This window comes from Streptomyces sp. CB02980 (assembly GCF_014451325.2).
GTDB lineage: Bacteria > Actinomycetota > Actinomycetes > Streptomycetales > Streptomycetaceae > Streptomyces.
The window spans coordinates 70201-92381 of record NZ_JACSCH020000004.1; the positions used below are offsets into that span (position 1 = coordinate 70201).

The following is a 22181-nucleotide window of genomic DNA, read 5'->3' on the forward strand; positions in this document are numbered from 1 at the left end:
GGGGTCGCGCCATGGCGACGGTGAACGTACGGGGCGGGGTGCCGGAACAGCGGCAGGAGCGGGAGGAGTCCGCGCGGGAGACCGCGGGGACGATCGGCGGGAGCCGGGCCTTCGCCTGGATGCTGATGATCACCGGGGCGGCGGGCGTGCTGTCCGGCTGGGTGATCACGATCGACAAGTTCAAGCTGCTCGAGGACCCGGGCTTCCAGCCCGGGTGCAGCCTCAACCCGGTCGTGTCCTGCGGCAACATCATGAAGAGCGAGCAGGCGGGGGTCTTCGGCTTCCCAAACCCGATGCTCGGGCTCGTCACGTACGCGGTCGTCGTCGCCCTCGGTGCCGGGCTCCTCGCCGGGGCCCGCTACCGGGGCCGGCTCTGGCTCGGCCTCAACGCCGGCATGCTCTTCGGCGTCGGCTTCTGCACCTGGCTGATGTACCAGTCGCTGTACGAGATCAACGCGCTCTGCCTGTGGTGCTGCCTGGCCTGGGTCGCCACCATCGTGATGTTCTGGTACGTCACCGCGCACAACGTCCGGCACGGTGTGATCCCCGCCCCGGCGGGTGTGCGGACCTTCCTCGGCGAGTTCACCTTCGCCCTGCCCGTCCTGCACATCGGGATCATCGGGATGCTGATCCTGACCCGCTGGTGGGAATTCTGGACGAGCTGACGTGAGCCGCCTTCTTCCCGGGCCGCGGGCCGCACTCGTCGTGCTGCTCGCGGCCGTTCTCGTGCTCCTGCTGCCGTACGACCGGCTCGCCCCCGGCGACCGGCACACCGGCACCAGGGCCGAGCCCGAGCCGGATCCGGCGCCGCTGCCCGGCGTGCCGTCCGGGTTCTTCACCGGCTCCGACGAGGCCGGGGTGCGCAGGATCGCCCAGGCGCAGGCCTGGCTCGGCGGCGAGTCGCTGACCGTCGGGCACACCTATCTGCCGGGCGACCGCTGGTCCAACATCGAGGGCCATCCGGTGCTCTTCGAGCCCTGGGCGCGCTGGAAGGAGGCGCGGCCGGGGCGTCTCTTCGTGCTCAACGTGCCGATGATGGACCGCAGCGAGGCGGGACTGCCGGACGCCGAGGTGCGGGCGGGGCTGCGGCGCGGCGCGGCCGGCACCTTCGACGGGCACTTCCGGACGCTGGGGGAGCGGCTGGTGGAGCACGGGCTCGGGGACGCGGTCCTGGTGCTCGGCTGGGAGATGAACGGCACGACGTACAGCCATCGCTGCGGGCCGGACCCGGAGGCCTGGAAGGCGTACTGGCGCCGGGTCGTCGAGGTGCTGCGGGGGGTGGCGGGGCAGCGGTTCCGCTTCGACTTCACGCCGAGCCGGGGGCGGGACGCCGTGGAGTGGCCGCGCTGCTACCCGGGGGACGACGTCGTCGACATCATCGGGATGGACGCGTACGACCAGCCCGCGGGGCTCTCCTTCGAGGACCAGGTGGCCGAGGAGTACGGGCTCGAGCACCATGTGCGGTTCGCGGCGGCGCACGGCAAGCCGGTCTCGTACCCGGAGTGGGGGCTCTTCCGGAACGGCGACAACCCGGCGTACGTGCGGGGGATGCTGGACTGGTTCGCGGCCCACCGGCCCGTCTATCAGACGGTCACCGACTACTGCCCGCACGGAGTGTGGGGGTGCGCCGACAACCCCGAGTCGGCGCGGGTGGTCAGGAAGGCGCTGGGAGGGCCGGCCGGCCCGTGAGGGAGCCGGCCCGGCCCCGTTCCCGGGAGCCTTCCCGTGTCCGGTCGTGTCCGGTCAGGCGTGCTGGTAGGCGACCAGGGAGATGCCGACGTAGTGGACGATGAAGGCGGCCAGCGTCAGCGAGTGGAAGACCTCGTGGAAGCCGAACCAGCGCGGCGAGGGGTTCGGGCGCTTGATGCCGTAGATGACGCCGCCCGCGCTGTAGAGCAGTCCGCCGACGATGACGAGGACGAGGACGGCGATGCCGCCCGCGCGCATGAAGTCGGGCAGGAAGAAGACGGCGGCCCAGCCCATCGCGATGTAGCAGGGCGTGTACAGCCAGCGCGGGGCGCCGACCCAGAAGACCCGGAAGGCGATGCCCGCGAGGGCCGCCGCCCAGACCGCCCACATGAGCGGCTCGCCCGTGGAGTCGGGGAGCAGCAGCAGGGTGAGCGGGGTGTAGGTGCCCGCGATGATCAGGAAGATGTTGGCGTGGTCGAGGCGCCGGAGCACGGCCTCGCCGCGCGGGCCCCAGTTGCCGCGGTGGTACAGCGCGCTGATGCCGAAGAGCAGGCAGGCGGTGAGGACGTAGATCCCGCAGGCGATGCGGGCGCGGGGCGAGTCGGAGAGGGCGACCAGGACCACGCCGGCGACGATCACGGCGGGGAACATGCCCGCGTGCAGCCATCCTCTGAGCCGGGGCTTCAGCGGGAGCGACGGGGGCTGCCCGATCGGATCCGGCTCGATCGGGGTCACTTCCGGCGTGGCTGCAGTCATGGAACGGAATCGTACCTACGGCCCCGTAGGTCCCGGATATGAGTGGCGATGCTCACGTGTGCGCGCCCCTGGACATATGGGCGGATCCGTCGGATGATCAAATGAGTGCGGTCGGCACCGGATGAGCAGCTACGAAGCATCCGGGTCGCGGCCCCCACGGGGCACACACCAAAAAAACCCCTCTACAAGGAGCAATCGTGGCGCGCGACAACGCGGCTCCCCAGACCCTTCCGACCCAGCACCAGGAGCTCGCCTCCTGGGTGAACGAGATCGCGGAGATCACCCAGCCGGACGACATCGTCTGGTGCGACGGCTCCGAGGCCGAGTACGAGCGCCTGTGCGAGGAGCTCGTCGCCAAGGGAACCTTCACGAAGCTCGACCCGGTGAAGCGCCCGAACTCGTACTACGCCGCCTCCGACCCGACCGATGTCGCGCGCGTCGAGGACCGGACCTTCATCTGCTCCGAGAAGGAGGAGGACGCGGGCCCGACCAACCACTGGAAGGCCCCGGCGGAGATGAAGGACCTCTTCGCCGGCGAGAAGGGCATCTTCCACGGTTCGATGCGTGGCCGCACCATGTACGTCGTGCCCTTCTGCATGGGCCCGGTCGGCTCCCCGCTCTCCGCCATCGGCGTCGAGATCACCGACTCCGCGTACGTCGCCGTCTCCATGCGCACCATGACCCGCATGGGACAGCCCGTCCTCGACGAGCTCGGCACCGACGGCTTCTTCGTCAAGGCCGTCCACACCCTCGGCGCCCCCCTGGAGGAGGGCCAGGAGGACGTGCCGTGGCCCTGCAACTCCACCAAGTACATCTCGCACTTCCCCGAGAGCCGCGAGATCTGGTCGTACGGCTCGGGCTACGGCGGCAACGCCCTGCTCGGCAAGAAGTGCTACGCGCTCCGCATCGCCTCCGTCATGGCCCGTGACGAGGGCTGGCTCGCCGAGCACATGCTGATCCTCAAGCTCACCCCGCCGCAGGGCGAGGCGAAGTACGTCGCCGCGGCCTTCCCGTCCGCCTGCGGCAAGACCAACCTGGCCATGCTGGAGCCCACGATCTCCGGCTGGACCGTCGAGACCATCGGCGACGACATCGCCTGGATGCGCTTCGGCGAGGACGGTCGTCTCTACGCGATCAACCCCGAGGCCGGCTTCTTCGGTGTCGCGCCCGGCACCGGCGAGCACACCAACGCCAACGCCATGAAGACCCTCTGGGGCAACTCCGTCTTCACCAACGTCGCCCTCACCGACGACAACGACGTGTGGTGGGAGGGGATGACCGAGACGGCCCCCGCGCACCTCACGGACTGGAAGGGCAACGACTGGACGCCGGAGTCCGAGACGCCGGCCGCCCACCCGAACGCCCGCTTCACCGTCCCGGCCGGGCAGTGCCCGACGATCGCCCCCGAGTGGGAGGACACCAAGGGCGTCCCGATCTCGGCGATCCTCTTCGGTGGCCGCCGCGCCTCCGCCGTCCCGCTGGTCACCGAGTCCTTCGACTGGAACCACGGCGTCTTCCTCGGTGCGAACGTCGCCTCCGAGAAGACCGCCGCCGCCGAGGGCAAGGTCGGCGAGCTGCGCCGCGACCCCTTCGCCATGCTGCCGTTCTGCGGCTACAACATGGGCGACTACATGGCCCACTGGGTCAAGGTCGGCGCGACCGCGGACGCCGCGAAGCTCCCGAAGATCTACTACGTGAACTGGTTCCGCAAGAACGACGCCGGCAAGTTCGTCTGGCCCGGCTTCGGCGAGAACAGCCGCGTCCTGAAGTGGATCGTCGAGCGCCTGGAGGGCAAGGCCGAGGGCGTCGAGACCCCGATCGGCATCCTGCCGACCCCGGAGTCCCTCGACACCGAGGGCCTCGACCTGCCGGCCGAGGACCTGGAGTTCCTCCTCAAGGTCGACCGTGATGTGTGGCGCGAGGAAGCCGCCCTCGTCCCCGACCACCTCAACACCTTCGGCGACCACACGCCGAAGGAGCTGTGGGACCAGTACCGCGCGCTCGTCGAGCGCCTGGGCTGATCCCGCACCGCACACTCGTGGTGGGTTGCCCCGAGATACCGCCCTGACCAGTGGGGTCACGACGGCTCACCACGACGCAACCGGCCCCCGGAGCCCCCTCAGGCCCCGGGGGCCGGCGCATGTCCGCCGGCGTTCGGGTCAGAGGATCGGCTGGCCGGCCTCGACGGTCGCGATCGCCTTGCGGCAGGCGTCGCGGAAGCGCTCGAAACGACCGTCCGACTCGTCCCAGGTGTCCGCGCGGGCGGAACGGGAGGAGGAGTCGCCGAAGAGGCTCTCGCGCAGCTCCGTGGTCAGCTCCAGCTGGGCGCCCTTCCGGAGCATCGTCAGGTTGCACGGGTTGGTGACGTGGCTGCCGTTGAACTCGCCGAGCGTGGCGGAGTACCGGGAGTCGAAGGCGTCGACCGCCTGGAAGCCCGCGTTCTTGATCTCCGTCACCAGGGCCGCGCGGAAGTCGGCGTTGAGACCGCCGACGACGGCGACAGCGCGGTTGCCGGTCGACGGGAAGGCGGACGTGGGCAGCTTCAGCTGGTCGAACTGACAACCGTGCAGGGACAGCACGTTGAGGTGGCTCGCCGCGGTCGACAGGGCGACGTGGTCGTCGCAGTTCTTCGAGGTGACGTGCAGGGCGCGGTTGCCGGAGGAGAGCAGGCCCTCGAACATGAAGTAGTCGTGCACGATCGGCAGGATCGGGGCGCCCGCGGAGTCGCTCGGGCTGTAACCGGCGATGCCCAGACACAGCTCGCTCGTGCCGATCTCGATGCCACCGCCGTGCAGCGCGAGGACCGCGGTGCGCGGGAAGTCGTACTTCTCGCCCATCTTGAGGTCGAACTGCTGATGGCGGCGGTAACGACGGCTGTACGAGGTGCCCTCCACCAGGTTCGTGTCCTGGTAGAGGGCGGTGTTCGAGGGGTACTCGAGCGGGTCCGGAAGCGTGGCGTCGGAGGCCGGGGCGGCGACGGCCGGGGCCGCCGTGGCGAGCTGGGACAGGATCGGGCCTCCCACCGTGGCCGCGGCGGCCAGGGCGGTCAGCACGTTGCGGCGGGACGTGGTGCGTTCGAAAGGAGTCATGCGCGGAACATAACTGATCACCCGTCGCGCCCCTCCACGTACCGGGTGTGGATCTGCTGCCGGACGGCCTCCGCCTCCTGGAGGGCTGCGGCGATCGCCGTCGCCTCCTCGTGGAGCGCGGTCAACTGGCGTTCCAGATGGTGCTCCGGCTGTTCCGCGCCCGGGGTGAACCGGGACCACCACCGGGTCCGTACGAAGGTGTCGACGGCCTCCGGGATGTCCTGGCGGACCGCGCGGGCCAGCACGTGCAGATGCTCCGGGTCGGTCACCCAGCCCGGTGCGAGCAGGGCCTCGACGAGGGTGTCGAGCGCGGTCAGACGCTCGCGCGCGGCATCCGGCAGCTCCGCCTCCGCCAGGTACGCGCGCAGCCTCGCGAAGTCGGCCCGCAGCCCGTCGAGCCGGTCCCCCTCCTCGGCGAACTCCGGGGTCGCCGGCCGGTCGGGCGGGGCGATCAGCGCCCCCGCCGTGTACAGACCGCCGACCACCAGGGGCCAGAGGGCGCCCGCGGCCCCGGTGAGGGCGATGCCGACACCGGCCAGACCACAGACGGAGCCGAAGAGGTTCTTGCGGGACTCGGCGTACCGGAGTACGGCGTTCCCGGGTCTCTCACTGGTAGCCACGGATCTCCTCGAAGGCGCCGTCCAGCGAACCCCGGTTGGCGTCGAAGAGCTTGCCGCCGGTCAGGCTCGCGATGTGGTCGAGCTCGCCGCGGTCGGAGTCCCCGAAGAGGATCGGGAAGACCGGCGTGCGCTTCTGCTCGGCGGACAGGGAGGAGTAGAAGCTGTCGAACGCGGCGGCCGGGTCGCCGTCGGTGTTCTCCCCGTCCGTCATGAGGACGATCGAGGTGAACGCGTCACCGCGGGACTTCCCGAGGAAGCGGTACGCCTCCTGGACGCTGGAGTAGATCGCGGTGCCCCCGGAGGCCGAGAGCTTCTGCGCGTCCCCCTTGATCGCGTCGAGCGCCGCCTGCGGCGAGGCCGGGTCGACCGTGTGCGTACGGACCTCGTCCTGCTTCACGGCGGAACCGAAGGGCATCAGGGTGACCTCCTCCCGGTCCCGGAAGTCACCGGTCAGCTCCACCAGGGCCTTCTTGAGGCGTTCGAGCCGCTCACCGCTCATCGAACCCGAGGTGTCGAGCACGTACACCGTGCGGGACGGCCTGCGCAGGGTGTTGTCGTACGCGTCGAGCAGCCCGTCCGCGACCTTCCGGCTGCCGGGGAACGGCAGCTCGCGCCGCTGGTCCCGGGCGAGCGCCGGGGCAGGGCGGACGCCGGGGACGACCGGGCGGCGGAGGGTCTTCTCGGTGATCTGCCGCTGGGCGTCCGGGGTCCGCAGGAACGTGGTGAGCTTCCCGGCCGCCGCCTTCGCCTCGGGCCGGGCGGAGGTGAGCAGGGTCAGCGGGTAGTCGGCCGTCACGACGCCGTCGGACGGCCGGATCACCGTCAGCCCGCCGGGTGCGGACAGCAGGACCGACTCGTAGTTGACGAGCGCGTCGACGTCGGTGCGGCGGGCGTACGCGGTGGCGAGCCAGCCGGAGGAGCCCGAGGTCAGCTTCTGGCCGGCGAAGAACTCCTTGAGCCGCGGGGTGGCCTCGGTGACGTCCTGCTCGGTGAGCGCCGACTGGGCGCCGGAGAGGCCGGAGGCGACCGAGACCAGTGCGGAGAAGCCCGAGTTGGAGCGCATCGGGTCGGTCATGCCGTACGTCAGCTTCCCGTCGGCGACCGCCCGGTGCAGCTGCGACCAGGTGACCTTCGCCGGGTCCCAGCCGAGCCGGGTGACGGCCTCCGGCCGTACCCCGAGGGCGACGGGCGAAGCCATGATCGGCGTCTCGCCGGTGATCTTCTTCGCGGTGTCGGGACGGAGCCGCAGATAGTCGTTGGAGGAGAGCCAGACCGCGTCGTACTCCTTCTCCGCCTTGCCTGACGCGATCTGCTCGACGGCGTCGAGGGTGCCGACGTAGGTGGGCCGGACCGTGACGCCGACGGACGTGCGGGCCTCTTCGAGGATCGGGGCCATGTCGGCGAGCTCGGAGGAGGCGAGGACCCGGAGGGTGCCCGCGACGGCCTCCTGGCCGTGCTCGTCGGGCCGGCCGGTGGCTCCGCCTCCGCTGTCCCCGGACCCGCCGGAGCAGGCGGTGACGAGCAGGGCGAGGGCGACCCCGGCCACGGTGCGGGAGAGGGAACGGGTGCGACGCGCGCGGGGAGTGCCGGGGGTGCGGGTCCTCATGCGAGGTCACCACCCTCCAGCGCGCCGGTGCGGCGGCTGCGCGCCAGGTGGGCGCTCGCCTCCTGGAGTTCGGCGGTCAGCGACTCGACCGTCGCCGCCATCGACTCCGTCGCCTGCACCTTGTACGTGTCGATGGCGTCGAGCGTCCGGTAGATCTGCTGGAACGCCGTGCGGAGCGTCTCCGCGCCCACCGCCGGGTCCGCCGCGATCCGCTGGATCTCGCCCGCCTGGGTGGCCAGCATCTCGGCGTTGCCGCGGATCAGGTCCTCGGTCGTCGAGCGCAGCACGTTCACCTGCTCGGTGACCTTCCGCTGGTTCTCCAGCGCCGAGGCCAGCATCACCGCGATCCGCAGCGCCGACACGGTCGTCGTCGCGGCCCGGTCCACGCCCTTGACCAGTTCGTCGTTGTTCCGGCGGACCACGTCCATCGCCAGATATCCCTGGGCACAGACGGCGAGTTGGGTCAGCAGGTCCTGGTGCTTCTGGCGGACCGGGAAGAGGACGTCCGCGCGCAGCGCGTCCGCCTGGGCCGGGTCGGCCGTGGTGGCGATGCGCTGCTCCACGGCCGCGTCGAGCGCGTCGGTGAGCACCGCGTACTCCTGGAGCTTGCCCATGGTCTCCCAGAGCCGGGCCCGCTCCGTCTGCAACGCGGCGTTGTCGCGGCGCAGTTCGTCCTGGCCGCTGCGCAGGGAACCGACGATCCGGTTCAGCGTGGCCTGCGAGGAGGCGTACGTGGCGACGTGGTCGCGGAGCCTGTTGCCGCCGGGGAGCTTCGAGAGCAGGCCCTTGAAGCCCTTGCGAGGGGTGTCGCGGGGGTCCAGGTCCGTGATCGTGCGCCGGAGTTCGACGAGGGACGAGCCGACCCGGGACTGGGCGTCGCCGCCGGCTCCGGAGTCGAGCGAGCGGATCGTGCGGTCGAGCATCCGGTTCGACTGCTGGGCGGCGGAGCGCATCTCGCCCGTGCCGAGTCCCGCGATCTCGCCGATGCGGCGGGCGAACTCGGGGGAGCGCGGATCGAGTCCCTCGATCGAGCCGACGTACTCGGCGGCCCGCCGGGACAGCTCCGTACGGGTGGCCTCGTCGATCGGCACCAGGCCGGAGGCCTGCTCGGCGCGGACCGGCGGCACGGGCTCGGGCGGGGTGAGGACCAGCGGGGTGTCGTGTTCGGGAGGTGTCAGGGCCATCGTTCTTCTCGGATCCTCGGGCGTGGTCATGCGGTGTCCCCCTGGTCGCGGGCCCGCAGGGCCATCTCGTGCAGCACCTTGCTGGTGGGCACGGGCGCCTGGCGGACACCGGTCAGCGTCTGGTTGAGGTACGCGGTGTGGCTCTGGGTCGCGGTGGTGAACTCGCTCGCCGCGCCCTGCGGCCGGAAGCCGTGGCGGACCGCGAGCCTGCGCAACTCTGGGTCGGTGGAGAGGAGTTCGCCGAGCGCCCGGCCGTTCTCGGTGAGCGGTACGAGGGTGTGGTCGCTGCTGACCGTGGTGTCCGGGTAGAGGACGACGAGGTCGCCCATCGGCCGGCCGGCCAGGAGCTGGGCGGCGACCTGGGACTCGTACACGAGGACGAGCGGGTTGCCGACGCCGCTGATGAAGTCCCGGAAGGGGGCGTCCGAACCGGACTGCTGGGCGCCCTGCACCTGGACGAGCTTGCGCAGCAGCGGGGCGGTGCGGGTGACGGCCGCCTTGTCGCCCGCGACCCGGCCGCCGTCGGCGACGTAGCTCGCGGCGGCGAGGTAGAGGGCGCCCGAGTTGGAGGCGACCGGATCGGTGGAGGTGATGAAGACGGTGCCGCTCAGTTCGGCGTGCCCGGCGGAGCCCTTGAGCTGCTGCCAGGTCCGGTCGGCGCGGGCTGCCGCGAGATAGGCGTCCATCTTCAGGGTGCCGCTGGTGCCGCGCGGCCCGAGGGTCGCCAGGCCGTTTCCGGCGAGGACCCGGGCGGCGGCGCTGTGCGCGACGACGACGAGCGGCGAGTAGAAGGGCCGCAGCGGGGCCGTCGTCGCCTTCGTCTTCTGCGCGGCCTTCGCGCGCAGTCCGTCGGCCGGGGCCTTGGAGGACGGGAAGGCGAAGTCGTAACCGTCGAGGGGCAGTTCCTCCATGTCCCAGGACCCGGAGGTCTCGGTGCCCACGGTGAAGCCCTTCGCGGCAAGGGCCTTCACCACCTGAGGGTCGGTGAAGAACTCCGCCTTCTCCGACCCGATGACTCCTCGCACGGTCTTCGTTGCCGTGCCCGTGTCCTTGTCGCCGCCCGTCACGAGGACGGCGGCCACGCCGCCGAGGAGAAGGACGGCCAGGACGATTCCCAGGATGCGTCTCACGTGGGCAGCGTGCTCACGGAAACCCACATTCCAGGGGGAGTTGGGTGTACGAGGGGTGAAGGAGCGATCCCGGTACCGAACCGGAGCGTGGACTGCCGTATCTCCGCGGTTTCGGGATGTGGAGGGGGTGTGAGGCTGCGGGAGGAGGGGTGCCGGCGGCGGTGCGGGGGTGTGCCGGGTGGGTGGCGCCCGGTCCGCGCGGTTCGTGGCGCGCGGACCGGGGCCGTCAGGGGGTGCCGGCTGCGGCCAGGGTGGCTTCCCCGGCCAGCGCCGCGGTGTGCGCGTCCATGCGCTCCGCGGCGAGGATCGCGGCGGCGGTGTCGGCCCGGGAGGCGGCGACGACCAGGGCGCGGCCCGCGAGGGCGTGGGCCCTGCGGTGCAGGTCCGGCGCGGACGAACCGCTCAGACCCGCGTGCCGCGCGGGCGGTGCGCCGCGCAGCCGCGCCACCTGCCGGGCGATCAGTTCGCCTGCCTCGGTGTCGCCGAGCTCGTCGGTGACGGCGAGCAGGGCGGAGAGGTGCCCGGCGAGCTGGATGTCCAGCTCCTCCTCGCGGGAGCGGTGCGGGTACGCGTCGTGGGCGTCGTCGGCCATCCGGTGGACCGACTTGGTGCGGATCGGTTCGTACATGGGACGGCCTCCTGAGTGCTCTGGAGCCATCCTAGCTTAGATTCAGTCTAAAGTTGAGCGGGGTCCGGCCATGGCGCGCTACGGCTGGCTGTACCCGTCCAGGAAGCGGCCGATCCGGGTCACCGCGTCCGCCAGGTCCGCCGCCGCCGGCAGCGTGACGATCCGGAAGTGATCGGGCTCGTGCCAGTTGAAGCCCGTCCCGTGCACCACCATGATCTTCTCGGCCCGCAGCAGGTCAAGGACCATCTGCCGGTCGTCCTTGATCTTGTAGACGTTCGGGTCGAGCCGCGGGAACAGGTACAGCGCACCCTTCGGCTTCACGCACGTCACACCCGGGATCTGCGTCAGCAGCTCGTACGCCGTGTCCCGCTGCTCCAGGAGCCGCCCGCCCGGCAGCACCAGGTCCTCGATCGACTGCCGGCCCTGGAGCGCGGCGGCCACCGCGTGCTGCGCCGGCATGTTCGCGCAGAGGCGCATGTTGGCGAGGATCGTGAGGCCCTCGATGTACGAGGACGCGTGGTGCTTCGGACCGCAGACCGCCAGCCAGCCCGAGCGGAAGCCGGCCACCCGGTAGTTCTTGCTCATCCCGTTGAAGGTCAGGACGAGCAGGTCGGGGGCGATCGCGGCGGTGGGGGTGTGCGTGGCACCGTCGTAGAGGATCTTGTCGTAGATCTCGTCCGAGCAGATGACCAGGTTGTGGCGGCGGGCGATCTCCGTGAGGGAGCGGAGCATCTCGTCGTCGTAGACGGCGCCCGTCGGATTGTTCGGGTTGATGATCACGATCGCCTTCGTGCGATCGGTGATCTTCCGCTCGATGTCCGCCAGGTCCGGCATCCAGTCCGCCTGCTCGTCACAGCGGTAGTGCACGGCCGTACCGCCCGCGAGCGAGACCGACGCCGTCCACAGCGGATAGTCCGGAGCCGGGACGAGGACCTCGTCACCGTCGTCGAGCAGCGCCTGCATCGACATCTGGATCAGCTCCGAGACGCCGTTGCCGAGGTAGATGTCCTCGACGGAGAGCGGGATGCCCTTGGTCTCGTAGTGACTCATCACCGCGCGGCGGGCCGAGAGCAGCCCCTTCGCGTCGCCGTAGCCGTGCGCCTCGGAGAGGTTGCGCAGCACGTCCTCGAGGATGGCGGGCGGGCACTCGAAGCCGAAGGCGGCCGGGTTTCCCGTGTTGAGCTTGAGGATGCGATGACCCGCAGCCTCAAGCCGCATCGCCTCTTCGAGCACCGGACCCCGGATTTCGTAACAGACGTTGGCGAGCTTCGTGGACTGGATCACCTGCATGCCGAGAGCTTACGGCCGGGTCGGCCGGGACGCTTCGTGTTTTGGGACACGTCGGACAGGGGCGAGGGCGTGGTGGCGGGACTTTCCCCTGGTGACGGCCGCCGAATAGGGGTCCCCCGTCCGGCGGGATAGGTTGGCCCGTCATGTGGGTTTTCAAGGCTTCCGGATGCCGGTGGCTCGGCGCGGCCGGGTCGCTCGCCGTCGCCGTGGGCGGCTGGGCCGCCGGGACGCTGCCGGTGCGCGGCGGCTGGGGGCTGTGGGAGCCGCGCGGCAGCGCGCTCACCCTCGTCGGCGCGCTCCTCGCGTACCTCGGCCTGACGGTGCTCGTCGCCGCCTGGTGGCGATACGGCGTCCTTCTCGCCCGGGGCGTACGGCACGGGGTGCTCGCCACCCTGGCCTGGTGGACCGGGCCGCTGCTCCTCGCGCCGCCGCTCTACAGCAAGGACGTCTACAGCTACATCGCGCAGGGCGCCATGGTCCTCGAAGGGCACGACGTGTACGGGGGCGGGCCCTCCGTCCTCGGGCCCGGCGACCTCGGGGTGGACGCGGCCGCCAGCGTGGGCGGGCACTGGACCGACACCCCCGCGCCGTACGGGCCCGCCTTCCTGGTCCTGGCGCAGCTGGTCGTGAAGGCGACCGGGGGCGAGATCGTCCCCGCCGTGCTCGGGATGCGGCTGCTCGCGGTCGGCGCGCTCGCGCTGATCGTCTGGGCCGTACGGGGGCTGGGAGGCGGCCGCGGGGGCCCCGACGGGGCGCTGTGGCTGGCCGCCCTCAACCCGCTGCTGCTCATCCACGTCGTCGGCGGCATGCACAACGACGGCCTGATGATCGGACTCATGCTGGCGGGCGTGCTGCTCGCCGTGCGGGGCCGGTGGGTGCTCGGGTGCGTCCTCGTGGGCCTCGCGATGATGGTCAAGTCGCCGGCGGCGGTCGCGCTGCTCTTCATCGGCGTGATGATCGCGCGGCGGGACGGCGGCGGTGTGCGCGGCCTGGTGAAGGGGCTCGTGCTGCCGGGGCTCGTCGCGGGCGCCGTGGCGGCGGTCGCGACGGTGCTCGCCGGGACCGGGTTCGGGTGGCTGCGGACGCAGAGCGTGGCCGGGACGATTCACACGGCACTGTCCGTGAGCAGTGATCTCGGTCTTGGGCTCGGGCTGCTCTTCGGGGACGACCCCGACCCGGTCAAGGCGGTCGTGCAGAACCTCGGCCTGCTGGTCGCCCTGGTGCTCATCCTGGTACTGGCGTGGCGGGCCTGGCGGGGGCTTCTCGATCCGGTGCTGGGGTTGGGGCTTTCGCTGGTCGCGCTCGTCGCGCTGTCGCCGATGGTGCAGCCCTGGTACCTGCTGTGGGGGACGGCCGTGGTGGCGGCGGTCGCCTGGCGGGGGCGGGTGGGGCAGGTGTCGGCGGTGCTCTCGGCGGCGCTCGTGTATGAGACGGCGTTGGACGGGCGGACGCCCTGGTACGGGTTCGTGCTGGCGGGTGTGGTGCTGGGGCTGGGGCTCTGGTGGGTGCGGCGGGATCCGTGGGGCGAAGGGGCGCAGCCGCCCCTTCGCGCGCTAGCGCGCGCGGCGGACTGATCTGCCCGCCAGGGCCGACGTGCGCCTGCCGTCTTCCATCACGAACTCGCCGTTGATCAGGACGTGGGGGATTCCCGGCGGGAGGGTGCGCGGGGAGTCGTACGTCGCTCCCGCCCCCACCGTCTCCGGGTCGAAGAGGACCAGGTCCGCGCGGTAGCCCTCGCGGATCCGGCCCCGGTCGGTCAGGCCGAGGCGGGCTGCCGGGCGGGAGGTCAGGTGGGCCACGCAGTCCTCCAGGGTGAGGACGCCGAGGTCCCGTACGTACCGGCCCAGGTACTGCGGAAACGTGCCGTACGCGCGCGGGTGCGGCTTCAGGCCCTGGAGGATGCCGTCCGAGCCGCCCGTGTGCACCCGGTGGCGCATGATCGTCCGGACGTTCTCCTCGTGGCCCACGTGCTGGAGGATCGTCGTTCCGAGCCGGTCCTCCAGGAGGAGCCGGCGGGCCGTCGCCCAGCCGTCCACCCGGCGGCCCACCCAATCCGCGAGCGTCGCCTCCGACACCCCCGAGATCTCGATCGTGTCCCAGTCCATCGGCACGCCGTGGCAGCCGTCCGAGCCGAGGACCTCCAGGTGGTGCCGGATGCGCTCCGCCGTCTCGTCGTCCCGGAGGCGGGCGAGCACCGCCTCCGGGCCGCCCTCGCTCGCCCAGCTCGGCAGCACGGCCACCAGGGTCGTACAGCCGGGTGTGTACGGGTACGTGTCGAGGCTGATGTCCGCGCCCGCGTCCAGGGCCTCGTCCAGGAGGGCGAGGAGTTCGGGGGCCCTGCCCTTGTTCACGCCGAAGTTCATCGTGGCGTGGGCGAGGTGGAGCGCGCAGCCCGCCTCCCGGGTGAGCCGCACCATCTCCTCGTACGCCTCCAGGGCGCCGGCCCCGTACGAGCGGTGGTGCGGACAGTAGTAGCCGCCGTACCCCGCCACGACCCGGCAGAGCTCCGTGAGCTCGGCGTCCTTCGCGTACATCCCCGGCGTGTAGGTCAGGCCGGAGGACATGCCGACCGCGCCCTGCTCCATGCCCTCCGCGACCAGCCGGCGCATGTGGTCCCGCTCGGACTCCGTCGCCGGGCGGTCGTCCCAGCCGACGGCGTACATCCGCACCGTGCCCTGGGGGATCAGATACGCGGCGTTGACGGCGATGCCCCGGTCCAGCCGGTCCAGGTACCCGCCGACCGTGCGCCAGTCGAAGTCGATGTCGTCGCCGGATCCGTTCCAGCCGGTGATCGCCTTCCGCACCTCGGCGAGCGTGCGGTCGTCGACCGGGGCGTACGACAGGCCGTCCTGGCCCAGGACCTCCAGCGTCACGCCCTGCGCGGCCTTCGCGCTGTGGTCCGGGTCGCGGAGCAGCGCGAGGTCGCTGTGGGCGTGCATGTCGATGAAGCCTGGCGAGAGGGCGAGGCCCTCGGCGTCCACGACGCGGCGGGCGGTGGGGCGCTGGCAGCCGGCCGCCGCGCCCTCCTTCACGATCGCGGCGATCCGGCCGCCGTCGATCGCCACGTCGGCGCGGTAGGAGGCGCCGCCGGTGCCGTCGACGACCTCCGCGTCGCGGAAGACGAGGTCCATACCGACTCCTTCTGGAAGATCGTGCGGGTGCCGTCGGCGACCTGGAGGAACGTGCGGGTGCCGTCGACGACCTGGAGGAACGTGCGGGTGCCGTCGACGACCTGGAGGAACGTGCGGATGCAGTCGACGACCTGGAGGAACGTGCGGATGCAGTCGACGACCTAGAAGAACGTGCGGATGTAGTCGACGACCGTGCCGTCCGCCTCGACCAGCGGGATCAGCTGCCACTTGTCGAAGATCGTGCACGGGTGGGACAGGCCCATGCCGAGCCAGTCGCCGACCTCCAGATCGGCGTCCTCCTCCGTCCGTACCCAGGCGTGCTGGTCGGAGAGGCCGGTGACGGTCAGGCCGTCGGCGGGACGGATCTCGCCGGTGCGGGCGTCGCGGACCACCTGCGCCTCGGGGAGGTGCAGGTCGTGGGCGGCGTCGCGCTTGCCGGCGTTGGTGAACGCCTGCTCCGGGGTGGGGCGGGAGACGACCTGCGACCAGAGGCGGAACGCGGGCTCCAGGGCGCCCTCCTCCGGTACCCGGTTGAAGGGGGTCCGCTCGCGGTACTGCCCGTCGTCGTGCGAGACGTACGCGCCGGAGCGCAGCAGCTTCAGGACGGGCAGGGAGAGCCCGGGGATCTCCGCGAACACGTCCGCGACCGCGTCGAACCACTCGCTGCCGCCCGCGCTGACCACGATCTCGCCGATGGCGGGGTCGAAGCGGCCGGCCTTGTCGAAGTCGGCCGCAAGACCGACCAGCCGGTGCAGCCACTCCCGGACCCGCTCGCCGTCGGCCCCGGGCATCGTGCCCTCGTACCCGGCGACGCCGACGAGCCGCAGGGCGGGGGCGGCCGCGACCGCGTCGGCGACGGCCGCGCACTCCGCCTCGGTCCGTACGCCCGTACGCCCCGTCGCGCCGGCCGCCAGCTCGACGACGACGTCCACGGGGCGGGTGGCGCCCGCGGCGCGCAGGGCCCCGTCCATCAGCTCGACGCCGCGCACGGAGTCGACGTAGCAGAGGAAACGGAAGTCCGGGTCGGCGTCGAGCTCGCCGGCGACCCAGCGGAGCGCGACCGGGTCGACGACCTCGTTCGCGAGGAAGATCCGGGCGATGCCGTGGGCCCGGTAGACGCGGGCCTGGTGGGGCACGGCGGCGGTGATGCCCCAGGCGCCGTGCGCCAGCTGCCGGTCGAAGAGCTGGGGGGCCATCGAGGTCTTGCCGTGCGGCGCGAAGGCCAGGCCGTGGCGATCGGCGTACGTCTCCAGGAGGCGGAGGTTGTGCTCGACGGACTCGGCGGAGAGGGCGAGGACGGGGGTGGTGAAGCCGCCGGTGAAGAGGTTGCGCCGCTGGGCGGCGAGCTCGCCGACGGTCAGTCCCTCGGCGTCCGGGGGCAGGGCCTTGAAGCGGTGGTCGACGCGCTCGTTCGCCAGGTCGGGCATGAGGCCTCCTCATCGAAGCGTTGCGAAGGGTGCAACAGTCATTGCGTATGTCGCTCAATGCTGTCTAGCATCCGGGCCAAGGCCGGGTCAATGGACCCCGCGAGAGTCGCAAGGGAGCGCCAGAGTGGCCGGAGAACCGCCCGTGGATGTCGTGTGCCTCGGCGAGTCCATGGTCACCTTCCTTCCCTCCCGACCGGGCCGCCTCGCCGACGTACCGGCCTTCGAGCGCGCGATCGGCGGCGCCGAGTCCAACGTCGCCTGCGCCCTCGCCGCCGCCGGCCACCGCACCCGCTGGGTCGGCCGGGTCGGCCAGGACGGATTCGGCGACCACCTCGTCGAGACCATCGGGGCCTACGGCGTCGACGTCACCGCCGTCGACCGCGACCCGCGGCGGCCCACCGGCGTCTACTTCCGCACCGCCGCCGACCGCGCCACCGACGCCCACGAGGTCGTCTACTACCGCGCCGGATCGGCCGCCTCCGCGATGTCGCCCGCGACCGTGCCGTACGAGACCGTCGCCGACGCCCGCGTCCTCCACCTCACCGGCATCACCGCCGCCCTCTCCGACGACTGCCTCGCCCTCATGCGCACCCTCACCGCGCCCCGGGCGGGCCGCCCCCTCGTCTCCTTCGACGTCAACTGCCGCCCCGGGCTGTGGCGCGACGGCGCCGCCACCGCCGGCCCCGTCCTCCTGGAACTCGCCCGCCGGGCCGACCTCGTCTTCGTCGGCGCCGACGAGGCCGAACAGGCCTGGGGCCTGGGCGACCCCGCCGCGATCCGCGCGGCCCTCCCCGAACCCGCCGTCCTCGTCGTGAAACGGGGCGCCGACGGCGCGACCGTCCACGAACGCACCGGCCCCGGAACCGACACCGTCGTGCACGTGCCCGCCCCCCGCGTCGACGTCGTCGCCGCCGTGGGCGCCGGAGACGCCTTCGCCGCGGGATTCCTCTCCGCCACCCTCCGCGGGCTCGACGCCACGGCCCGCCTCCGGCACGGCCACCTGCTGGCCGCCGCGGCCCTCACCGTTCCCGGCGACCTGGCCGCACCTCCCCGCCGCGCCCACGCCGACCGACTCGCCGCCCTCGCCCCGACCGCCTGGGGCACACTTCAGCTCGGCCCCGGCTGGACGGGGGACGACCAGGAGGGACGTACACCATGAGCCAGACCGTCGACCGGGCTCTCAGCATCCTGCCCTTGCTCGCGCAGGGTCCCGCCGACCTCGGACAGGTCGCCGACCGGCTCGGCGTCCACAAGTCCACCGCCCTCCGACTGCTGCGCACCCTGCACGAGCACGGCCTCGTCTACCGCCAGCAGGACCAGCGGTACCGGCTCGGCGCCCGCCTCTTCGCGCTCGCGCAGGAGGCCGTCGAGAACCTCGACATCCGCGAGATCGCGCACCCCCACCTCGCCGCGCTCAACGAACGGATCGGCCACACGATCCACCTCGCCGTCTACGAGGAGGGCGAGGTCCTCTACATCGACAAGGTCGAGAGCCGCTACCCGGTCCGCATGTACTCGCGCATCGGCAAGCCCGTCGCGATCACCGTCGCCGCCGTCGCCAAGCTGCTCCTCGCCGACCTGCCCGAACCCGAGCGCCGCGCCCTCGCCGGCAAGCTCGACTACCCCCCGTACACGCCCCGTTCGACCCCGAACGCCGCCGCCTTCCTCAAGGAGCTGGCGACCGTACGCGAACAGGGCTGGGCCACCGACCTCGGCGGCCACGAGGAGTCCATCAACTGCGTCGGCGCGCCCATCCGCGGCGCCGACGGGCGCGTCGTCGCCGCGATGTCGGTCTCGGCGCCCAACGTGGTCGTCACGGCCGAGGAACTCCTCTCCCTCCTCCCGCAGGTGCGCCGCACCGCGGACACCATCAGCCGGGAGTACTCCGGCACCTCCCCGAGCAAGGACAGCGCATGACCGAGCAGAACCTCGAGCACTCGACCGAGAAGACCGCCCTGACCCCCGCCACCCACACCGCCCCGCCCGCGAAGTTCTCGCACGGCGTGAAGAAGGGCAACATCCTCCAGGTCGCGGGCCAGGTCGGCTTCCTGCCCGCCGTCGAGGGCCAGGCCCCGACCGTCGCCGGCCCGACGCTGCGCGAGCAGACCCTCCAGACCTTCGCCAACGTCAAGGCGATCCTGGAGGAGGGCGGCGCGAGCTGGGACGACGTGATGATGACGCGCGTCTATCTGACGGACGTGGACCACTTCGCCGAGATGAACGCGATCTACAACCAGTACTTCGAGGAGCAGGGCCTCAAGGCCCCCGCGTCCGCCCGCACCACGGTCTACGTCGGTCTGCCCAAGGGCCTCCTCATCGAGATCGACGCCCTCGCCGTCCTCGGCTGACCCGGCACACACGGCCCGGGCACACGGCCCCGACACACACGGACCGGGCACGCCCGGCCGGAGCACATACGGCCCGGGCACACACGGCCGGAGCACATACGGCCGGAGCCCACGCGCCCGAACGGACCTGAACCGATCCACCTGAACCAGCCGCTCCACGGCACGGCGTTCTCCCCCCGAACGCCGTGCCGCGCTCCCCCCTACCCAAAAGCGAGGCCTCCCCCCGCCATGAACCCCGCCACGCCCCCGCACACCGGTGGACTGCTCCACCTGATACCCGGCACCGCCGGGCTGCTCACCGTCGCCGCCCTCGGCATCGCCGTCCTGCTCCTGCTGATCATCAAGATCCGGCTCCAGCCCTTCGTCGCGCTGCTCGCCGTCTCCATCGGCGTCGGCCTCGCCGCCGGCCTCTCCGTCACCGAACTCTTCGGCACCGTCCAGAAGTCCGCCGCCACCTCCGTCATCGAGACCGGCATGGGCGGCATCCTCGGCCATGTCGCGATCATCATCGGCCTCGGCACCATGCTCGGCGCGATCCTGGAGGTCTCGGGCGGCGCCGAGGTGCTGAGCAGCCGTCTCCTCGGCCTCTTCGGCGAGAAGCGCGCCCCCCTCGCCATGGGCCTCACCGGACTCGTCTTCGGCATCCCGGTCTTCTTCGACGTCGGCATCTTCGTCCTCGCACCGATCGTCTACGCCGCCGCCAAACGCTCCGGCAAGTCGATCCTGCTCTACGCCATGCCGCTGCTCGCGGGTCTCTCCATGACCCACGCCTTCCTGCCGCCGCACCCCGGCCCGGTCGCCGCCGCCGGCCTCCTGCACGTCTCGCTCGGCTGGGTCATCCTGATGGGCGTCCTCGTCGGCGTCCCCGCCGTGCTCGCGGCCTGGGCGTACGCCGGCTGGATCGGCCGCCGGCTCTTCGTCGCGGTCCCGCAGGACATGGTCGAGGCCGCCGACGAGGCCAGGGCCAAGGTCGCCGCCGAGCGGTCCGGCGCCGCCGAGCGGTCCGGCGGCACCGAGGCGCCCGTGGCGCTCTCCACCGTGCTCCTGATCATCGGCACGCCGCTGGTCCTCATCCTCGCCGCGACCTTCTCCTCCATCGCCCTGGACGAGTCCACCCTCCGCTCCGTCGTCGAGTTCTTCGGCAACCCCTTCGTCGCGCTGACGATCGCGCTCTTCCTCGCGTACTGGCTGCTCGGCATCCGGCGCGGCTGGTCCCGGAAGTCCCTGGAGCAGGTGTCCACCTCCTCCCTCAAGCCGGTCGGCAACATCCTGCTCGTCGTCGGCGCGGGCGGGGTCTTCGGCGCGGTCCTCAAGGTGAGCGGCGTCGCCCAGGCGCTCTCCGACACCTTCCACGACGTCGGTCTCCCCGTCATCGTGCTCGCCTACCTCATCTCCCTGGTGCTGCGTGTCGCCCAGGGCTCGGCGACGGTCGCCATCGTCACCACGGCCGGCATCGTGCTGCCCCTGGTCGAGGGCGGCGATCACTCGCAGGCCTTCCTGGCCCTCGTCATCATGGCGATCTCGGCCGGCTCGATCTTCGCCTCGCACGTCAACGACGGCGGCTTCTGGATGGTCTCCAAGTACTTCGGCATCACCGAACGGGACACCCTCAAGTCCTGGACGGTGCTGGAGTCCGTGCTCTCGCTGGCCGGCTTCGCGGCGGCGGCCGTGCTGAGTCTGTTCGTCTGAGCGCGAGGGCGCCCGGTGTCCGGCCCCTGACGCGTGAGGGCGCCCCGGCGGTGGTACCGCCGGGGCGCCCCGTCACGTACGGACCGTCAGGCCACGCAGTACTGCGCCTCCTTGCCGATCGAGCGGTACATGCAGTCGGCGTTCTCCAGGAGCTGGAGGACGGCGTCGCGGTTACGGCTCGTCTCGCGCTCGATGACCTCGTCGGGCGGGTAGAAGCCGCCGCCGCCGGACGAGGACGGGTACATCTCGAAGGTGTACGCGAAGATCCGCTGCGAGCCCCACAGGTAGTCGTCGATCGACCCGTCCGTGATGTAGAGGTCGCTGGACTGCTCGGGCGTGTAGCCGTTGCTGGCCGCCATCTTGCCGCCGACCGCCGCGAAGGCGTTCCGGTCGTCGAGCGTCATGCCCGGCGCGGTGTTGGCCGTGGTCCAGCCGAAGGGCCAGAGCACGAGCTCGCTGTACGTGTGGAAGTCGATGGCCGCGGTGATCTGCTGCTTGCCGCCGACCACCCGGGAGCGGACGAAGTCGGCGACGACCTTGACCTCGGGGGCGGACTCGGGGGCCGTGCCGCGGTACGTCTCGGAGCTCTTGGAACTCGAAGAGCCGCCGCAGCAGCCCCACTTGTAGTTCCAGTTCCGGTTCATGTCCGTACCGACGTACGAGGAGCCGGAGTTGGGCTGGCGGTTCTTGCGCCAGCTGCGGTAGGAGCCGCTCGCGATGTCGTACTCGCCGCCGTCCGGGTTGAGGTCCGGGACGATCCAGATTTCGCGGCCGTTCACGGCGTTGGTGATCCTGGAGTCGCTGCCGTACCCCGCGCCGAGCTCACGGAGGAGGTACAGCGCCATCTCGACGGTGAGGTGCTCGCGGGCGTGCTGGTGGTGGGTGAAGAGGACCTCGGGCTCGGCCTCGTCGGTGGCGACGTTGTCGCTGATCTTGATGGCGACGATGTCCCGGCCCTGGTACGACTTCCCGATCACCTGCTTGCGCATGATCGAGGGATAGGCGGCGAGGCGCTGGTCGATCTCCGCGTTCATCTCCGCGTAGTTGTGGTACCTCGCGTCGGCGGAGGGGAAGTCGAGCGGGCCGGCCACCTTGCCGCCCTCGGCGGTCCGGTCCGGCGGGCCGGGCAGGGCGACCGGCTTGTAGCCGAGCGCCTTGAGGTTCCTCAGCTGTTCGGCGTTGGCGCTGACCACGACCGACCGGGCGTCGACCTCGTCGATCGAGACGCCGGTGGCGGTCAGCGCGCTCCGGGCGGCCGGGGTGGAGGGTCCGGCGACCTCGTACTGCCGGATCACCTCGTCGGCGCCGACGGCGATCCGGGCGGCGGCCGACGACGGGTCGGCCCCGGCGGGTGTCGTGAGAGCGGACAGGGGCGCCGCGAGGGCGAGCGCCACGAGGGCCGCGAGGGTGGCGGACCTTCTGCCGCGGAAGGGACGTCGCATGCTGTCTCCTGGGTGGGGAGGGTGGGGGGTGCGACAAGCGCGTGCGGGTGTTGGGTGGCTCGGTGTTCGTTGGGCCGGTGATGCGGTGATGCGGTGATGCGGTGATGCGGTGATGCGGTGATGCGGTGATGCGGTGATGCGGTGATGCGGTG

19 protein-coding genes are annotated in these 22181 nt (G+C 71.7%); 8 read left to right on the forward strand and 11 right to left on the reverse strand.

Annotated elements, in window-relative coordinates; genetic code table 11:
- The first annotated feature begins 11 nt into the window (after positions 1-11).
- Both E0F75_RS10540 and E0F75_RS10545 read left to right on the forward strand, forming a co-directional pair.
- A complete protein-coding gene (locus E0F75_RS10540) occupies positions 12-665 on the forward strand; it encodes a vitamin K epoxide reductase family protein (protein ID WP_187622252.1) in 654 nt (217 codons plus the stop codon).
- A 1-nt stretch (position 666) separates the two neighbouring features.
- Positions 667-1689: a glycosyl hydrolase gene (locus E0F75_RS10545; protein WP_187622253.1), complete on the forward strand. Its 1023-nt coding sequence runs from the start codon at positions 667-669 to the stop codon at positions 1687-1689.
- Positions 1690-1743: 54 nt separating this feature from the next.
- Here the strand turns inward: E0F75_RS10545 and E0F75_RS10550 are convergent, their stop codons facing one another.
- Positions 1744-2445, reverse strand: coding sequence for a hemolysin III family protein (locus tag E0F75_RS10550; RefSeq protein ID WP_187622254.1), 702 nt, complete (start codon positions 2443-2445; stop codon positions 1744-1746).
- Between the two features lie 197 nt (positions 2446-2642).
- Here E0F75_RS10550 and E0F75_RS10555 point away from each other — a divergent pair, with 197 nt between their 5' ends.
- Complete coding sequence (locus E0F75_RS10555; protein WP_187622255.1) at positions 2643-4466, forward strand: phosphoenolpyruvate carboxykinase (GTP); 1824 nt, start codon at positions 2643-2645, stop codon at positions 4464-4466.
- Between the two features lie 138 nt (positions 4467-4604).
- Here E0F75_RS10555 and E0F75_RS10560 read toward each other — a convergent pair whose 3' ends face one another.
- The 7 genes from E0F75_RS10560 to E0F75_RS10590 all read right to left on the reverse strand — a co-directional run bounded on the left by E0F75_RS10560 (position 4605) and on the right by E0F75_RS10590 (position 11992).
- On the reverse strand, positions 4605-5534 hold the full coding sequence (locus E0F75_RS10560; protein WP_187622256.1) for a poly-gamma-glutamate hydrolase family protein: 930 nt from the start codon (positions 5532-5534) through the stop codon (positions 4605-4607).
- Positions 5535-5551: 17 nt separating this feature from the next.
- Positions 5552-6154 (reverse strand): hypothetical protein, encoded by a 603-nt coding sequence (locus E0F75_RS10565; RefSeq protein WP_187622257.1) that lies wholly within the window; start codon positions 6152-6154, stop codon positions 5552-5554.
- Positions 6141-7760 (reverse strand): VWA domain-containing protein, encoded by a 1620-nt coding sequence (locus E0F75_RS10570; protein WP_187622258.1) that lies wholly within the window; start codon positions 7758-7760, stop codon positions 6141-6143. Before E0F75_RS10570 ends, E0F75_RS10565 begins: the two co-directional genes overlap by 14 nt.
- Positions 7757-8974 carry a toxic anion resistance protein gene (locus E0F75_RS10575; protein WP_187622259.1) on the reverse strand — a complete coding sequence of 406 codons (1218 nt, stop codon included), beginning with the start codon at positions 8972-8974 and terminating at the stop codon, positions 7757-7759. Before E0F75_RS10575 ends, E0F75_RS10570 begins: the two co-directional genes overlap by 4 nt.
- Positions 8971-10101 (reverse strand): hypothetical protein, encoded by a 1131-nt coding sequence (locus tag E0F75_RS10580; RefSeq protein WP_187622260.1) that lies wholly within the window; start codon positions 10099-10101, stop codon positions 8971-8973. The genes E0F75_RS10575 and E0F75_RS10580 overlap by 4 nt, the downstream gene beginning before the upstream one ends.
- A gap of 199 nt (positions 10102-10300) precedes the next feature.
- Positions 10301-10702 carry a hypothetical protein gene (locus E0F75_RS10585; protein ID WP_187622261.1) on the reverse strand — a complete coding sequence of 134 codons (402 nt, stop codon included), beginning with the start codon at positions 10700-10702 and terminating at the stop codon, positions 10301-10303.
- A gap of 78 nt (positions 10703-10780) precedes the next feature.
- Positions 10781-11992 (reverse strand): pyridoxal phosphate-dependent aminotransferase, encoded by a 1212-nt coding sequence (locus tag E0F75_RS10590; RefSeq protein ID WP_073909900.1) that lies wholly within the window; start codon positions 11990-11992, stop codon positions 10781-10783.
- A 143-nt stretch (positions 11993-12135) separates the two neighbouring features.
- Between E0F75_RS10590 and mptB the strand changes: the two genes are divergently transcribed.
- Positions 12136-13566: a polyprenol phosphomannose-dependent alpha 1,6 mannosyltransferase MptB gene (mptB, locus tag E0F75_RS10595; RefSeq protein ID WP_187622262.1), complete on the forward strand. Its 1431-nt coding sequence runs from the start codon at positions 12136-12138 to the stop codon at positions 13564-13566.
- On the opposite strand, the gene E0F75_RS10600 is transcribed toward mptB, so the two are convergent.
- Positions 13546-15123, reverse strand: coding sequence for an amidohydrolase family protein (locus tag E0F75_RS10600; protein WP_187622263.1), 1578 nt, complete (start codon positions 15121-15123; stop codon positions 13546-13548). The genes mptB and E0F75_RS10600 overlap by 21 nt on opposite strands.
- A 161-nt stretch (positions 15124-15284) precedes the next feature.
- Positions 15285-16550 carry an alanine racemase gene (locus E0F75_RS10605; RefSeq protein ID WP_187622264.1) on the reverse strand — a complete coding sequence of 422 codons (1266 nt, stop codon included), beginning with the start codon at positions 16548-16550 and terminating at the stop codon, positions 15285-15287.
- Positions 16551-16674: 124 nt separating this feature from the next.
- On the opposite strand from E0F75_RS10605, the gene E0F75_RS10610 reads away from it, so the two are divergent.
- The 4 genes from E0F75_RS10610 (at position 16675) to E0F75_RS10625 (ending at position 20587) form a co-directional block, all read left to right on the forward strand.
- Positions 16675-17709: a PfkB family carbohydrate kinase gene (locus E0F75_RS10610; RefSeq protein WP_187622265.1), complete on the forward strand. Its 1035-nt coding sequence runs from the start codon at positions 16675-16677 to the stop codon at positions 17707-17709.
- On the forward strand, positions 17706-18467 hold the full coding sequence (locus E0F75_RS10615) for an IclR family transcriptional regulator (protein WP_073909885.1): 762 nt from the start codon (positions 17706-17708) through the stop codon (positions 18465-18467). Before E0F75_RS10610 ends, E0F75_RS10615 begins: the two co-directional genes overlap by 4 nt.
- Positions 18464-18898: a RidA family protein gene (locus tag E0F75_RS10620; protein WP_187622266.1), complete on the forward strand. Its 435-nt coding sequence runs from the start codon at positions 18464-18466 to the stop codon at positions 18896-18898. The genes E0F75_RS10615 and E0F75_RS10620 overlap by 4 nt, the downstream gene beginning before the upstream one ends.
- A gap of 228 nt (positions 18899-19126) precedes the next feature.
- Positions 19127-20587, forward strand: coding sequence for a GntP family permease (locus E0F75_RS10625; RefSeq protein ID WP_187622267.1), 1461 nt, complete (start codon positions 19127-19129; stop codon positions 20585-20587).
- 86 nt (positions 20588-20673) lie between these two features.
- On the opposite strand, the gene E0F75_RS10630 is transcribed toward E0F75_RS10625, so the two are convergent.
- Positions 20674-22029 (reverse strand): M14 family metallopeptidase, encoded by a 1356-nt coding sequence (locus E0F75_RS10630; RefSeq protein ID WP_187622268.1) that lies wholly within the window; start codon positions 22027-22029, stop codon positions 20674-20676.
- Positions 22030-22181 lie beyond the last annotated feature (152 nt).